12 protein-coding genes are annotated in these 14,576 nt (G+C 74.0%); 4 read left to right on the top strand and 8 right to left on the bottom strand.

The features are described from left to right. On the top strand, positions 1–586 hold a 586-nt coding region (locus AC3ERT_RS25700), incomplete at its 5' end, for a DUF3097 family protein (protein ID WP_435177057.1). A 19-nt stretch (positions 587–605) separates the two neighbouring features. Here AC3ERT_RS25700 and hemW read toward each other — a convergent pair. The 3 genes from hemW to lepA form a co-directional block, all read right to left on the bottom strand. Next, positions 606–1,838 carry a radical SAM family heme chaperone HemW gene (gene hemW / locus AC3ERT_RS25705; protein ID WP_435177059.1) on the bottom strand — a complete coding sequence of 411 codons (1,233 nt, stop codon included), beginning with the start codon at positions 1,836–1,838 and terminating at the stop codon, positions 606–608. Positions 1,839–1,941: 103 nt separating this feature from the next. Continuing rightward, positions 1,942–3,825, bottom strand: a complete 1,884-nt coding sequence (locus AC3ERT_RS25710) for an AMP-dependent synthetase/ligase (RefSeq protein ID WP_435177061.1) — start codon at positions 3,823–3,825, stop codon at positions 1,942–1,944. A gap of 160 nt (positions 3,826–3,985) precedes the next feature. Then, positions 3,986–5,869, bottom strand: a complete 1,884-nt coding sequence (gene lepA, locus AC3ERT_RS25715) for a translation elongation factor 4 (RefSeq protein ID WP_435177063.1) — start codon at positions 5,867–5,869, stop codon at positions 3,986–3,988. Between the two features lie 205 nt (positions 5,870–6,074). On the opposite strand from lepA, the gene rpsT reads away from it, so the two are divergent. Together rpsT and AC3ERT_RS25725 are read left to right on the top strand one after the other, a co-directional pair. Next, a complete protein-coding gene (rpsT, locus tag AC3ERT_RS25720; protein ID WP_202233674.1) occupies positions 6,075–6,341 on the top strand; it encodes a 30S ribosomal protein S20 in 267 nt (88 codons plus the stop codon). A gap of 399 nt (positions 6,342–6,740) precedes the next feature. Next, positions 6,741–7,673 (top strand): hypothetical protein, encoded by a 933-nt coding sequence (locus AC3ERT_RS25725; RefSeq protein ID WP_335982067.1) that lies wholly within the window; start codon positions 6,741–6,743, stop codon positions 7,671–7,673. 27 nt (positions 7,674–7,700) lie between these two features. Here the strand turns inward: AC3ERT_RS25725 and holA are convergent, their stop codons facing one another. Next, positions 7,701–8,702 carry a DNA polymerase III subunit delta gene (holA, locus tag AC3ERT_RS25730; RefSeq protein ID WP_435177065.1) on the bottom strand — a complete coding sequence of 334 codons (1,002 nt, stop codon included), beginning with the start codon at positions 8,700–8,702 and terminating at the stop codon, positions 7,701–7,703. Between the two features lie 62 nt (positions 8,703–8,764). Here holA and AC3ERT_RS25735 point away from each other — a divergent pair, with 62 nt between their 5' ends. Beyond that, positions 8,765–9,028 (top strand): hypothetical protein, encoded by a 264-nt coding sequence (locus AC3ERT_RS25735; RefSeq protein ID WP_335982070.1) that lies wholly within the window; start codon positions 8,765–8,767, stop codon positions 9,026–9,028. Positions 9,029–9,036: 8 nt separating this feature from the next. On the opposite strand, the gene AC3ERT_RS25740 is transcribed toward AC3ERT_RS25735, so the two are convergent. Genes AC3ERT_RS25740 through AC3ERT_RS25755 form a run of 4 tightly spaced genes read right to left on the bottom strand, consistent with a single transcriptional unit; the run spans position 9,037 to position 14,484 of the window. After that, entirely contained in the window at positions 9,037–10,323 is a 1,287-nt protein-coding gene (locus AC3ERT_RS25740) for an MFS transporter (protein ID WP_435177067.1), read from the bottom strand. Then, the gene (locus tag AC3ERT_RS25745) at positions 10,320–10,934 is read right to left on the bottom strand and encodes a helix-turn-helix domain-containing protein (RefSeq protein WP_435177069.1); all 615 of its coding nucleotides are present in this window, start codon (positions 10,932–10,934) and stop codon (positions 10,320–10,322) included. The genes AC3ERT_RS25740 and AC3ERT_RS25745 overlap by 4 nt, the downstream gene beginning before the upstream one ends. A gap of 44 nt (positions 10,935–10,978) precedes the next feature. Then, positions 10,979–13,549, bottom strand: coding sequence for a ComEC/Rec2 family competence protein (locus AC3ERT_RS25750; RefSeq protein ID WP_435177071.1), 2,571 nt, complete (start codon positions 13,547–13,549; stop codon positions 10,979–10,981). Continuing rightward, the gene (locus tag AC3ERT_RS25755; RefSeq protein WP_435177073.1) at positions 13,546–14,484 is read right to left on the bottom strand and encodes a ComEA family DNA-binding protein; all 939 of its coding nucleotides are present in this window, start codon (positions 14,482–14,484) and stop codon (positions 13,546–13,548) included. The genes AC3ERT_RS25750 and AC3ERT_RS25755 overlap by 4 nt, the downstream gene beginning before the upstream one ends. Positions 14,485–14,576: the final 92 nt, after the last annotated feature.

The raw sequence follows: 14,576 nt of genomic DNA on the forward strand, positions 1-14,576 counted from the left end.
GGTACGGCCGCGGGGCGGGGCGCCGGCCCCCCGCGGGCCGCTGCTGTCGGCGTCGGGGTCGATCGCGGTGCAGGGCGCGAAGGCGCGGGTGGCCCGGGCGGGGCGGATCTACGTGGAGGGCCGCCACGACGCGGAGCTGGTGGAGCGGGTGTGGGGCCATGACCTGCGGGTCGAGGGCGTGGTCGTGGAGTACCTGGAGGGCGTGGACGACCTGCCCGCGATCGTGCAGGGGTTCTCCCCCGGCCCGGACGCGCGCCTGGGCGTCCTGGTGGACCACCTGGTGCCGGGCTCGAAGGAGTCCCGGATCGCCGCGTCCGTCACGAACGAGGACGTGCTGGTGGTCGGGCACCCGTTCATCGACGTGTGGGAGGCGGTGAAGCCGTCGTCGGTGGGCATCGCGGAGTGGCCGCGGGTGCCGCGCGGCGAGGACTGGAAGACCGGGGTGTGCCGGGCGCTGGGCTGGAGCGACCTGACGACGGGCGAGGCGTGGCAGCGCATCCTGGCGTCGGTGGCGTCGTACAAGGACCTGCGGCCGGAGCTGCTGGGCGCCGTGGAGCACCTGATCGACTTCGTGACGGCGCCGTAGCCGGGGGCGGCCGGGGTCTTCAGTCGACCAGGTCCCGGACCACGGCGTCGGCGAGCAGGCGGCCGCGCAGCGTGAGGACGGCGCGGCCCTCACCGTAAGGACCGGGCTCTAGGAGGCCGTCCCTTACCGCCCGGGCGGCGGCCGCGGCGCCCTGTTCCGCGAGGATGTCCAGCGGGCAGCCGTCGGCGAGCCGCAGCTCCAGCAGGACCCGCTCGACCCGGCGGTCCTCGGCGCTGAGCAGTTCGCGGCCCGCCCCGGGGCTGCGCCCCTCCGCGAGGGCCTGCGCGTAGGCGCCCGGGTGCTTGGCGTTCCACCAGCGCACCCCGCCGACGTGGCTGTGCGCGCCGGGCCCGGCACCCCACCAGTCCGCGCCGGTCCAGTACAGCTCGTTGTGGCGGCAGCGCGCGGCCGGGCCGGTGGCCCAGTTGGACACCTCGTACCAGCCGTAGCCGGCCGCGGACAGCCGCTCCTCGGCGATCAGGTAGCGGTCGGCGTGCACGTCGTCGTCGGTCATCGGCACCTCGCCGCGGCGGATGCGCCGGGCCAGCCGGGTGCCCTCCTCCACGATCAGCGCGTACGCGGAGACGTGGTCGGGTCCGGCGCCGATCGCCGCGTCCAGCGACGCGTGCCAGTCGGCGTCGCTCTCGCCGGGGGTGCCGTAGATCAGGTCGAGGTTGACGTGGTCGAACCCGGCGGCGCGGGCCTCGGCCACGCACGCCTCGGGGCGCCCGGGGGTGTGCGTGCGGTCCAGCACGTTCAGCACGTGCTGCCGGGCGCTCTGCATGCCGAACGACACCCGGTCGAAGCCGGCCGCCCGCAGTTCGGCGAGGTAGGCCGGGTCGACGGACTCCGGGTTGGCCTCGGTGGTGACCTCGGCGTCCGGCGCGAGGCCGAACTCGTCGCGGATCGCGGCGAGCATCCGCCCGAGGTCGGCGGCGGGCAGCAGCGTGGGGGTGCCGCCGCCGACGAACACGGTCTCGACCTGGCGGGGGTCGTCGCCGAGCACCTTGCGGGCGAGCCGGACCTCCTCGACGAGCACGTCGGCGTAGTTGTCCCGCGAGGCGAGCGCGCCGCCCGAGCCGCGCAGCTCGCTCGCGGTGTAGGTGTTGAAGTCGCAGTAGCCGCAGCGCGTGGCGCAGTACGGCACGTGCAGGTAGAAGCCGAGCGGGCGACCGGCGGCGGTCGCGAGCGCGGCGGCCGGCAGGGCGCCGTCCGCGGGCACGGGTTCCCCGTCGGGGAGTACGGATGGCATCCGTCCAGTATCCGCCACCCGCGCGCGCCGCGGACCGGGCGCCGTACGGCCGCGCCCCTGCCCGCCGCCGACCCCCGGCCCCGGCCCCCGGCCCCCGGCCCCGCTACGCCTCGCGGGCGCCCGCGTACATCTCGTCGATCAGCGGCGCGAACTCGCGCTCGACGACCGGGCGCTTCAGCTTGAGGCTGGGCGTGAGGTCGCCGTGCTCCACGTCCAGGTCGCGCGGGAGGATGCGGAACTGGCGGATCTTCTGCCAGCGCTGGAGCCCCGCGTTCAGCTCCTGGACGTAGCCGTCGATCAGCTCGCGCACCTGCTCGGTGCCGACGAGTTCGGCGTAGGACCGGCCCGCCAGGCCGTTGTCCTCGGCCCAGCCCAGCAGCGCGGGCTCGTCGAGGGCGAGCAGCGCGGAGCAGAAGTTGCGGCCGCCGCCGATCACCAGGACATTGCTGACGAACGGGCACACCGCCTTGAACTGGCCCTCCACCTCGGCCGGCGCGATGTACTTGCCGCCGGAGGTCTTGATCAGGTCCTTCTTGCGGTCGGTGATCTTCAGGAAGCCGTCGGGCGACAGCTCACCGACGTCCCCGGTGTGGAACCAGCCGTCGGGCTCCAGCACCTCGGCGGTCTGCTCGGGCAGCCCGTGGTAGCCCTGCATGATGCCCGGGCCGCGCAGCAGGACCTCGCCGTCCTCCGCGATGCGCACCTCCAGGCCGGGCAGCGCCTTGCCGACGGTGCCGGTGCGGTAGGACTCCCCGGGGTTGACGAAGCTCGCCGCGCTGGACTCCGTCAGGCCGTAGCCCTCCAGGATGTGGATGCCGGCGCCGGCGAAGAAGAAGCCGATCTCGGGGGCGAGCGCGGCCGACCCGGAGACGCAGGCGCGCAGCCTGCCGCCGAACGCCTCGCGCAGCTTGCTGTAGACCAGCCGGTCGGCGACCGCGTGCTTGCTGCGCAGCGACAGCGGGACGCTCGGGGAACCGGTCAGCCGCATGCTGTTCTGCGCGGCCTTGGCGTAGTCGCGGGCGACCTGCGCGGACCACTGGAAGATCCTGTACTTGGCGCTGCCGCCCTCCCTGGCCTTGGCGGCGACCCCGTTGTAGACCTTCTCGAAGATCCGCGGCACGGCGGCCATGTAGGTGGGCCGGACCGCGGGCAGGTTCTCGATGATCTTGTCGACCCGGCCGTCCACGGCGGTGACGTGGCCGATGGTGATGTGCCCGGCGGTGAGCACCTTGCCGAAGACGTGAGCCAGCGGCAGCCACAGGTACTGCACGTCGTTCTCGTCGAGCAGCCCGACCGCCTGGATGGCGCGGGCCATGTACGCCCAGGCGTCGTGCGGCAGGCGCACGCCCTTGGGGCGGCCGGTGGTGCCGGAGGTGTAGATCAGGGTGGCGAGCTGGTCCTTGGTGAGCGCGGCCACCGCGTCGGTGACGGCGGCCGGGTGCTGCTCCAGGTAGGCGGCGCCGCGCTTCTCCAGGTCGGCCAGTGACAGCACCCAGCCGTCGCTGTCGGCGTCGGTGGCGGCGGCCGGGTCGATCACCACCACGTGCGCGAGGTCGGGCAGCTCGGCGCGGCGCGCGCGGGCCTTGGCCAGCTGCGCGGCGTCCTCGGCGATCAGCACCCGGCTGCCGGAGTCGGCGAGGATGAACGCGGTCTCGTCGGCGTTGGTCGACGGGTAGACGGTGGTGGTCGCCGCGCCGGCGCACAGCACGCCGAGGTCGGCCAGAATCCAGTCCACCGAGGTGTTCGCGGCGATCGCGACCCGCTCCTCGGGGCGCACCCCGAGGTCCATCAGGCCCGCGGCGATGGCGTGGACCCGGGCGGCGGCCTGGCCCCAGGTCAGCGACCGCCACTCGTCGGGTCCCTCCCCGGACGCGGGTGGCACCGGCATGCGGTACGCCTCGGCGTCCGGCGTCGCGTCGACGCGCTCCAGGAAGAGCGTGGCCACGGACGGCGGCCGGTTCTCGATCAACGTCTGCGTGTCGGTCACGACAACCTCCGGGCCCGAACGGCGTTCTTAACTCACCAGTAACCTGTCCGCGATCAGGGTAGAGGCCATACGTCCGTGATGTAAGGGGGGACGGGCGGCGGGTCGCAAACCGTGACCGCGCCGCCCGTCCCCCCACCCGCCCCGCCCAGCCCGCGCGGCGCTACTTCTTCGCCTTGGCCTCGCCCTCGCTGTCGGTGGACAGCACCGCGATGAACGCCTCCTGCGGCACCTCGACGTTGCCCACCATCTTCATCCGCTTCTTGCCCTCCTTCTGCTTCTCCAGCAGCTTGCGCTTGCGGGAGATGTCGCCGCCGTAGCACTTGGCGAGGACGTCCTTGCGGATGGCGCGGACCGTCTCGCGGGCGATCACCCGGGCGCCGATGGCGGCCTGGATCGGCACCTCGAAGTTCTGCCGCGGGATCAGCGTGCGCAGCTTGCCGACCAGCCGCACCCCGTAGGCGTACGCCTTCTCCTTGTGGGTGATCGCGGAGAACGCGTCCACCTTGTCGCCGTGCAGCAGGATGTCGACCTTCACCAGGTCGGCGGCCTGCTCACCGGTGGGCTCGTAGTCCAGCGAGGCGTAGCCGCGGGTCTTGGACTTCAGCTGGTCGAAGAAGTCGAAGACGATCTCCGCCAGCGGCAGGGTGTAGCGGATCTCCACCCGGTCCTCGGAGAGGTAGTCCATGCCGAGCAGCGAGCCGCGCCGGTTCTGGCACAGCTCCATGATCGCGCCGATGAACTCGGTGGGGGCGAGCACGGTGGCGCGCACCACCGGCTCGTGCACCTCGGCGATCTTGCCCTCGGGGAACTCGCTGGGGTTGGTGACGGTGTGCTCGGCGCCGTCCTCCATGGTGACCCGGTAGACCACGTTGGGGGCGGTGGCGATCAGGTCGAGGCCGAACTCGCGCTCCAGCCGCTCCCGGATCACGTCCAGGTGGAGCAGGCCGAGGAAGCCGACGCGGAAGCCGAAGCCGAGGGCGGCGGACGTCTCGGGCTCGTAGACCAGCGCCGCGTCGTTGAGCTGGAGCTTGTCCAGCGCCTCGCGCAGCTCCGGGTAGTCCGAGCCGTCCAGCGGGTACAGGCCGGAGAAGACCATCGGCTTGGGGTCCTTGTAGCCGCCCAGCGCCTCGGTCGCGCCGGCCGACTGGGTGGTGATGGTGTCGCCGACCTTGGACTGGCGTACGTCCTTCACCCCGGTGATCAGGTAGCCGACCTCGCCGACGCCCAGCCCGTCGGCGGCGAGCATCTCCGGGGAGTTGGTGCCGATCTCCAGCAGCTCGTGCACGGCGCCGGTGGACATCATCCTGATCCGCTCGCGCTTGGTGAGCTGCCCGTCGACCACCCGGACGTAGGTGACCACGCCGCGGTAGGAGTCGTAGACGGAGTCGAAGATCATCGCGCGGGCCGGCGCGTCGGCGACGCCGACCGGGGCCGGCACGTCGCGGACCACCCGGTCCAGCAGCGCGTCCACGCCGACGCCGGTCTTCGCGGAGACCCGCAGCACGTCGGCGGGGTCGCAGCCGATCAGGTTGGCCAGTTCCTCGGCGAACTTCTCCGGCTGGGCGGCCGGCAGGTCGATCTTGTTGAGCACCGGCACGATGGTGAGGTCGTTCTCCATCGCGAGGTAGAGGTTGGCCAGCGTCTGCGCCTCGATGCCCTGGGCCGCGTCGACCAGCAGGATCGTGCCCTCGCAGGCGGCCAGCGAGCGGGACACCTCGTAGGTGAAGTCCACGTGGCCGGGGGTGTCGATCATGTTGAGGATGTGGGTGCGGCCCTGGTCGTCGCCGGCGGTCGGCGCCCACGGCAGGCGGACGGCCTGCGACTTGATCGTGATGCCGCGCTCGCGCTCGATGTCCATCCGGTCGAGGTACTGGGCGCGCATCTGCCGCTGGTCGACGACGCCGGTGAGCTGGAGCATCCGGTCGGCCAGCGTCGACTTGCCGTGGTCGATGTGGGCGATGATGCAGAAGTTCCGGATCAGCGCCGGGTCGGTACGGCTCGGCTCCGGGACGTCGTGCGGCAGAGGAGAAGGGGTCGCGGGCACGCGGGGTCCAGTTTCTTGAGAACGTGAGGACGGGCGGACTGTCCCCCATAGTCCCATGACCGGGGGGCGGGCACGGTTTGGGAGGGCGCGCGTGCTGCTGCTAGCCTGGGCCGGTGCGTCTCGTGCCCTCTACCCGAGGCGCGCACTCTGCTCGACCCGCCGACGGCACAAGCCGGCGGCCAGACGAACCTGAGAAGGCTCTTTCGTGGCGAACATCAAGTCCCAGATCAAGCGCAACAAGACCAACGAGAAGGCGCGCCAGCGCAACAAGGCCGTCAAGTCCGAGCTGAAGACCGCGATCCGCCGCACCCGCGAGGCCGTCGCGGCCGGCGACAGCGAGAAGGCCACCGCCGCCGCGCGCGCCGCCTCCGCGAAGCTCGACAAGGCCGTGAGCAAGGGCGTCATCCACAAGAACCAGGCCGCCAACAAGAAGTCGGCGCTGGCTCAGTCGGTCTCCGCGCTCCAGGGCTGAACCAGCAGGACCGCTGAACCAGCGGGACGGCTGAGAGCAGCGGATCGCTGAAACCAGCGGGACCGCTGAACCAGCGGGACCGCTGAACGAGCAGGACAGCTGGACAGCCGGACCACGTCACGGATCGCGGCACCGCCGGCAACCGGAACGAGCGGCCCCTCTACCGCCCGGACCGGCACGGCCCCGACCCAGCGCGCCGCACGCGGACGTTCGCCACGTGCCTGCGGCGCCGGACGTCTTTCCGAGAGCCCGCCCGGGTCCGCCCGGGCGGGCTCTCGCACGTCCCGGGCCGCCCCTCACGTCACCTGCGTACCGCCAGGTCGCGAGGACGTCACGGGGACGTGAGCGTTCCGTGACCGACCATCCCCGCAGGGGTACCGCTGCCGCTAGTCTCGGCGTATGTCGACGCCGCCCGAGCAGCCGAGTTCGAACCCCTACCAGCAGCCCGCGCCGCCTGTTCCCGGCTCGGCACCGACGCCCCCGCAGGCGCCGCAAGCCCCGGGGGTCGGCGGGTACGGGACGCCGGTACCGGCCCAGCACAATCCTTACGCGCAGGCAGGCGCCTTCGGGCCGCCGGCGCCGGGGCAGCCGGGGGTGGCCCAGCCGGGACAGCCGGGGCAGCCCGGGCAGCCCGGTGCCGCGCCGCAGCCGCCGACACAGGGGTACTACCTGCCGCCGGGTGCGCCGGGGATGCCGGGTGCGCCCGGGGCGGCGCAGGGCTCCGGCGGTGCCGGGCGGGCGGTGCTGTGGGCGGTGGTGGGCGCCGTGGTGGCATCGGCGCTGTGGGGCGGCGGGGTGCTGCTGTTCGGCAAGGACTCCTCGCCCAAGGCCGACCTGCGCGGGTACAAGCTCGTCAGCAAGCTCTGCGACTCCGTCGACCTGTCGGCCTTCAAGTCCACCTACCCGAAGGACGACGACGACCCGACGCAGTACACCGCCAAGACCCCGACACTGGACGAGATGTACTGCGACGAGAGCCTCCAGCAGGAGTCCGAGTCGTACCCCGACTCGTACGTGTACGTCGAGGTGGACCTGCACAAGAAGACCGACCCCAGCGGGGAGTTCGCCGACAGCTGGCGCAGCTACACCCAGCACACGGACCACTACACGGTGACCCCGGTCAAGGGCTACGGCGACGAGGCGTACCTCGTCAGCGACACCACGACGAGCAGTTCCTACGTGACGCTCGCGGTGCGCGACGGCTGGGTGACGTACACCATGCAGTGGAGCAACTACTCGGTGGGCAGCTCCAGTTCCCCGGCGACGGCCACGCAGGGGGCGACGTGGGTGAAGGCCGCGACGCGGGCGACGCTGCCGAAGCTCAAGTCGTAGCGGGGTTCTTCGGCGCGGGGCGCGGCGTCAGGTGCGGGCGGCGGCTGCGCGGGAGCGGGCGGCGCGGGCGATGGTGACCACCGCCTTCTCCAGCGCGTACGCCGGGTCCGCCGCGCCGCCCTTGACCGCCGCGTCCGCCTCGGCGACCGCGCGCAGGGCCACCGAGACGCCGTCCGCGGACCAGCCGCGCATCTGCTGCCGGACCCGGTCGATCTTCCACGGCGGCATGCCGAGGTCGCGGGCGAGCTGGCCGGGGTTGGCGCCGCGCGGCGCCGAGGCGAGCTTGCCGATCGACCGCACCCCCGAGGCCAGCGCGAAGGTGATGCCGGGCAGCGGCTGGCCGACCGACAGTGCCCACCGCAGCCGCTCCAGCGCCTCGGCGGCCCGCCCGGTCACCGCGAGGTCGGCGACCTCGAAGCCGGTGGCCTCGGCCCGGCCGGTGTAGTAGCGCGCCACCACGTCGACGTCGATGGTGCCGTCCACGTCGGCGGTCAACTGGGCGCAGGCGCTGGCCAGTTCGCGCAGATCGCTGCCAATCGCGTCGACCAGCGCCTGGGCCGCTTCCGGGGTCGCGGACCGGCCGAGGGTGCGGAACTCCTGCCGGACGAACCCGAGCCGGTCGGCCGGCTTGGTCATCTTCGGGCAGGCCACCTCGCGCGCCCCGGCCTTCCGGGCCGCCTCCAGCAGCGCCTTGCCCTTCGCGCCGCCCGCGTGCAGCAGCACCAGGATGATCTCCTCGGCGGGCGCGGCCAGATACCCCTTGACGTCCTTCACACTGTCCGCCGACAGGTCCTGCGCGTTGCGCACCACGATGACCTTGCGCTCGGCGAACAGCGACGGGCTCGTCAGCTCCGCGAGCGTGCCCGGCTGAACCGCCTCCGACGGCAGGTCCCGCACGTCGGTGTCGGGGTCGGCGGCCTTCGCCGCGGTCACCACCTCGCGCACCGCGCGGTCCAGCAGCAGGTCCTCCTGGCCGACGGCGAGCGTCAGCGGAGCGAGTACGTCGTCTGAAGCGGTCTTCCTGGCCATCGCCGACCAGCATCCCACGCCCCACCGACACCCGGCCCTCCCACCTCGGGCACAATGCCGTGGTGACCGACGTACGACATGTCCTGGTGCTGCCCGAACGCGACGCGGCCGAGGAGGTCGCCGAGCTCCTCTCCGAGCAGTTCGACCTCCCCGACGAACCGCGGGTGCTGCGCGACGCCCTCGCCGGCGAGGACGACGCCGAGGACGCCCAGTGGCTCGTGATCGTCGAATCCGACGACCCCGACGACCTCCCCGCCGCCGCGGCCCTCGACGACATCGCCTCCCACCACGGCGGCTGGCTCGAGGAGGACCGCGACACCCCGTAGCCCCCGCCTCAGACCACGGCGGACGCCGGCTCGCCCCCGGACCCACCCGGCAGCTCACGCATCCCCGGCACGGGGGACGGCAGCACCCACAGCACTCCCAGCACCCCGCCGACAGCCGCCACCCCCAGCGTCGCCCGCACCCCGAGCGAACCGCCGAGCAGTCCGCCGGCCAGCGCGCCCAGCGGCCGCACCCCGTAGTTGACCATCCGGAACGCCCCGCTGACCCGCGACCGCAGAGCGTCGGGTATGAGCGCGGCCTGGAGCGAACCGCTGCCGATGTCCAACAGCATCAGCCCGATGCCGGACAGGAACTCGGCGCCGAACAGTGCCGACAGGACCAGCGGCTTCGGCCCGCCGGCCAGCGGCACCAGCACCAATGGCGCGGGGAAGGCGACAAAGCCGAGCAGCACCGTGGGCCCGATGCCAATCGCCCGCACCACCCGCCCGGTGACGAACACCCCGACCAGCCCGCCGACTGCCCCGGCACCGAGTACCACACCCAACGTGCCCGCACTCAGCCCGAGTTGGTCGACCGCGTAGAGCACCATCAGGGCGTGGAAGACGAAATTGAAGAAGTTGACCGTGGCCGCGCCCGCCACCAGCGCACGCAGGGACTGGGAGTCGGCAACGAAGCGCAGCCCGGCCGAGAAGTGCCCTTTTCGCGGCTCGGCGGGCGGCGGCTCGACGGGGGCGATCCTGGCCAGCAGCCCGGCGGACCAGACATACGACAACGTGTCCACGAGCAGTGCGAGCGGCGCGGCGAGTACCTGCACCAGCAGACCGCCGACGCTCGGTCCGGCCACGAAGGACAATGCCCGACTGCCGTTGACCAGTGTGTTCCCCCTGACATACTGCTCCGGTTCGACGAGCGAGACGAACAGCGTGACGTTGCAGACATCGAAGACCACCGAGAGCGTGCCGACGAGGAAGACCACTCCGTACATCTGCACGAGGGTGAGATGCCCGAGGGCGTAGGCGACCGGTATCGAGACCATCAGCGCGGCCCGGCCGAGGTCGGCGGCGATCATCATCTGGCGACGCCGTCCTCTGCGATCGGCCCAGGCGCCCGCAGCCAGGGAGAACAGCAGCGCGGGCAGCAATCCTGCCGTCGACAGCCAGCCCATCTCGACAGCGTCGACGTGCAGCACCAGCACGGCGGCGAGCGGTACCGCGAGGAAGGTGACCTGGTCTCCGAAGAACGAAGCGGTCTGCCCGCTCCAGTAGCGGCGGAACGGTCGTTGCCGCAGCAGTTCCGGCAGCCGCACCGCCACCGGCAACCGACCGCCGCCCGTCATGATCCGTCCCCGCTCCCTGCCGTTTCCGTCCCGGGCTCGGCGTCCGCGAAGGCGACCTGGAGCCACTGCACCCGACGGGCGCCTTCCGGGCGCAACTCCGGATCGTCCCCGCGGTCGCTGAACTCCGCGAGGACGCCGGCGATCCGCTTCCCCAACGCACTCAGCTCCTCAGCCGTCAGGTAAAGCGTGGTGTCCGTGAACACCTCCGCCTCCTGCCACTCGCGCGGCAACTCCCGACGCGCGTCCTGCGCCCGCGCCATGCGGTGGAAGTAGTTCTCCGCCACCGCCACGGTCAGCTCCTCGGCCGCTGAGGCGACCGCAGGGTCCGCCGAGTAACCGGGCCAGCCGGTGGACCGCGCCGTCGCCCGCCACGGCTTCTCCCGCCCCGGTCCCGCCGGAGTGTCCTCCTCCACCAGCCCGTATTTGGCCAGGATGCGCAGGTGGTACGAGCAGCTGGCGACGGACTCCCCCGTCAACTGTGCCGCCCGCGTCGCCGTGAGCGCCCCCTCCCGCCGAAGCAGCCCGGCCAGCGCCATCCGGGTCGGGTGGGCGTAGGCCCGCAGGGCGCGGGGGTCGGTGAGCTGGATCGAGGACGGCATTGGGTTCTCCATGATATGTAAAGATATCTTTAGAAAGAAGTGTTGGCAACTTCTCTTCACCCGTCGGCGTCGTCGTCAACTGGCCCTGTGGGCGGCCGGGTTCGGGGGATGGCGGGGTGGGCGTGGGCGTGGGCGTCGGGGAGGTAGGTGGTGTGGAGGGTGGCGGGGGTGGTGCCGGTGAGGGCGATCGGGCCGTCCTGGTCGGTGCGGAGGGTGAGGGCGCCGAGGGCGTGGAGGGTGGTGAGGGTGCGGGGGGCGGGGTGGCCGTAGGGGTTGTCGGCGCCGACGCTGATGAGGGCGAGGCGGGGGCGGGCCCGGGCGAGGAGGGCCGGGTCCTGGTAGGCGGAGCCGTGGTGGGCGACTTTGAGGACGTCCACGCGGGGCAGGTCGGGGTGGTCCGCGAGGACCTGGGCCTGGACGTCGGGTTCCAGGTCGCCCAGCAGGAGGAGGGTGAGGCCGGCGTCGCGGACCAGGAGGGCGATGCTGGTGTCGTTGGGCGCGCCGGACGGGAGCGGGCCTGAGCCGGGGGCCGGCCACAGGGTCTGCCAGGTGAGCGGGCCGAGGGCGCGCTGCTCGCCCGGGGCCACCCGGCGCAGCGGCACCCCGGCGGCCGCGGCCTGCCGGCGGACCTGGGCGGCCTGGCCGGGCGGGTCGTCCAGCGTGGTCGTCTCGATCGCGCCGACCCGGCGGCCGCGCAGCGCGCCCGGCAGCCCGTCGACGTGGTCGGCGTGGAAGTGGGTGAGGACGAGCAGCGGGATCGAGGTGACCCGCAGGTCGCGCAGGCAGCGGTCGACCGCGGCCGGGTCGGGGCCGGTGTCCACGACGACCGCGCTGCCCGGGCCGGTGGCGAGCGCCAGCGCGTCGCCCTGGCCGACGTCGCACATCGCGAACCGCCAGTCGCGCGGCGGCCATGCGGCTGTGACGCGGGGCAGCGGCACCGGCCGCACCAGGGCGAGCAGCAGCGCGACCGCCAGACCCGCGCACAGCCACGGGCGGCGCAGCAGGCCGCGGCCGCAGACCGCCGCCGCGGCGGTGACCACCGCGAGCAGCGCCGCGCCCGCCCACCCGCCGGGCCAGGCAGCCTCCGCGCCCGGCAGCGCGGCGCCGTGCCGGGCCACGGCGGCGATCCACCGCGTGGGCCAGCCCGCCAGCCACGCCAGCCCGCGGGCCGGGAGCGGGGCGAACGGGGCCACGACCAGCGCCGCGAACCCCAGCACCGTGGCGGGACCGACCGCCGGCTCGGCCAGGAGGTTGCACGGCACCGCGACCAGGCTCAGCCGCGCCGACAGCACCACGATCAGCGGCCCGCACGCCGCCTGCGCGGCCGCCGCCGCGGCCAGGGCCTCCGCCGCACGAGGCGGCAGCCCGTGCCGGCGCAGGGCCGCGGCCCACCGCGGTGCCAGCGTCAGCAGCGAGCCGGTGGCCAGCACCGACAGCGCGAAACCGTAGGAGCGCGCCAGCTCCGGTTCCCAGAGCACCAGGAGCAGCACCGCCCCGGCCAGCGCGGGGAGCAGGGAGCGGCGCCGCCCGGTGCCGATCGCGAGCAGGGTGATCAGACCGCACGCCGCCGCCCGCAGCACGCTCGGGCCGGGCCGGCAGACCAGGACGAAGGCGGCGGTGAGCGCGGCGCCGGCCAGCGCGGTCCAGCGCAGCGGCAGTCCGAGCCGGGCGGCCACACCGCGCCGCTCGACGCGCGTGGCCAGTCCGGGCGGCCCGATCAGCAGGATCAGCACGACCGTGAGGTTCGCGCCGGACACGGACGTCAGGTGCGCCAGGTCCGTGGCCTTGAACGCTTCCGCCAGCTCCGGCGGGACCCCCGCGGTGTCCCCGACCACCAGACCGGGCAGCAGCCCTCGGGCGTCCGCGGGCAGCGGGGCGGCCGCGTTGCGCAGGCCCGCGCGCAGGTGGGCGGCCAGGCGCTGGGTGCGAGTCGGGGGCCCGGTGATCCGCGGGGCGCCCCTCACCCGCAGCAGGGCCGCGGTCCGCCCGCGCTCGTCCGGTGCGAACCGCGCGGTGGCGGCCAGCCGGGTCGACGGGACCAGCCGCAGCCAGGCCGACGGCGGGCCCGACGCCATCACGACGACCGGCGTCCGCAGCCGGGTCCGCCCGACCCGCTCCACCACCGCCGGCACGACCACCAACGGCTCCCCCACCCCGGCTTCCGGCGCGAAGGGGTCGCCGCTCACCCGCACCACGACCTCCGCGCCGCCCCGGTGCCGGGCGAGCGCCGGCACCGGCCCCCGCGTCAACTCCGCGCCCTGCAACGCCGCGGCCGCCGCCGCGACCGCGCCGCACAGCACCGTCGCGAGCGCCGCCGCCCCCAGGCTCACCCGCCCCCACCCGGCCGGTACTCCCCTGGTCCGTACACCGACCAGCCCGACGACCCCCACGGCCACGGCGGCCACGGCCGTCAGCGCCACCAACCCCGCGACCACCACCGCCGCCCCCACCGTCGGCACCGCCGCCGCGGCGCCCCACGCCGCCAGCGCGGGCCCGACCAGCCGCAGGTCGGGCGGCCCCTCCTGCTTCGGGTGTGCCGCGCCCAACCGCGAGGCCGCCGCGGCGTGCACCGCCGCCCGCTCGTCACCCCGCGGCGGAGCTTCCGGCGCCTCCCCGGCGGGGCTCATGGCTCGACCAGCGGCTGGAGGGTGGCGAACTTGCGCGGCCCGATGCCCGGGATCTGCTGGAGCTGCTGCACCGAGGTGAACGCGCCGTGCTGAGCGCGGTAGGCGACGATGCGCTGAGCGGTGACGGGGCCGACACCGGGCAGCGCGTCGAGCTGCGGCTCGGTGGCGGTGTTGAGGTGGAGGGGCGCGCCCGGGGCCCCGCCTCCCCCGACGGCGCCGGTGCCATCCGGGGAGCCCGCGGAACCGTCACCCGCGGAGGCACCGCCCACCGACGGCGGCGGGGTGACCCCGACGAGGATCTGCTCACCGTCGGCGAGCGGCCGCGCGAGGTTCAGCGCGGTGGTGTCGGTGCCGGGCAGCGGCCCGCCCACCGCCGTGAGCGCGTCGGCGACCCTCGCGCCCTTGGGGAGTCTGCGCAGGCCGGGCTTGGCCACCTTGCCCGCGATGTCCACGGTGAGCTTGGGCGGCCGTGAGGGCGGGACCGGTGCGGCCGGCGGGGAGGCTGCGGGCGGGGACGCCGGGGCGGCCTCGGGCGGCAGCGGCGCCGCGGGGACGCGGACGGTGCGGGGCCGCCCCGCCCAGTAGTGCTGGACGGCGAGCCCGGCCGCCACCGCGAGGACGACCGTGAGCGCCAGCACCGTCTTGAGCTCCAGCCCGCACCGCACGAACAGCCAGGTCCGCGCGCGGCCGAGCGGCCCGCTCCCGAAGACCGGCGTGCCCGCGACCGGCGGGCCGAGCGACGGCCCCTCGCGCGCCGCGCCGAACACCGCCGCGGTACGGTCCCGCGCCGCCTCGGCGGCATCCGATTCCCTACGGTCCCGCCGACCGGAACCGGGGCCGCTCGATGAGGTCCGCGAACCGGAGGAGGTCCGCGCGCCGGGGAACCCGAGCGGGCCGAGGGAACTGAGCGACTCCGACGAGTCCAAAATGTCCATGCCTCGATGCTGGCCCGCCCGCACCCCCCGGAACGGCCGCCCCCGAGATCTGTGGAGAACCCACCCCCTGTGGACAACTTCGCCACTCATGT

It is taken from the genome of Actinacidiphila sp. bgisy145 (assembly GCF_057708125.1).

Excerpts from the sequence above, each read along its gene's own strand:
- AC3ERT_RS25745 (WP_435177069.1), bottom strand. The coding sequence starts at position 10,934 with ATGGAGAACCCAATGCCGTCCTCGATCCAGCTCACCGACCCCCGCGCC.
- hemW (WP_435177059.1), bottom strand. The coding sequence starts at position 1,838 with ATGCCATCCGTACTCCCCGACGGGGAACCCGTGCCCGCGGACGGCGCC.
- AC3ERT_RS25725 (WP_335982067.1), top strand. The coding sequence starts at position 6,741 with ATGTCGACGCCGCCCGAGCAGCCGAGTTCGAACCCCTACCAGCAGCCC.
- AC3ERT_RS25755 (WP_435177073.1), bottom strand. The coding sequence starts at position 14,484 with ATGGACATTTTGGACTCGTCGGAGTCGCTCAGTTCCCTCGGCCCGCTC.
- holA (WP_435177065.1), bottom strand. The coding sequence starts at position 8,702 with ATGGCCAGGAAGACCGCTTCAGACGACGTACTCGCTCCGCTGACGCTC.
- AC3ERT_RS25740 (WP_435177067.1), bottom strand. The coding sequence starts at position 10,323 with ATGACGGGCGGCGGTCGGTTGCCGGTGGCGGTGCGGCTGCCGGAACTG.
- AC3ERT_RS25750 (WP_435177071.1), bottom strand. The coding sequence starts at position 13,549 with ATGAGCCCCGCCGGGGAGGCGCCGGAAGCTCCGCCGCGGGGTGACGAG.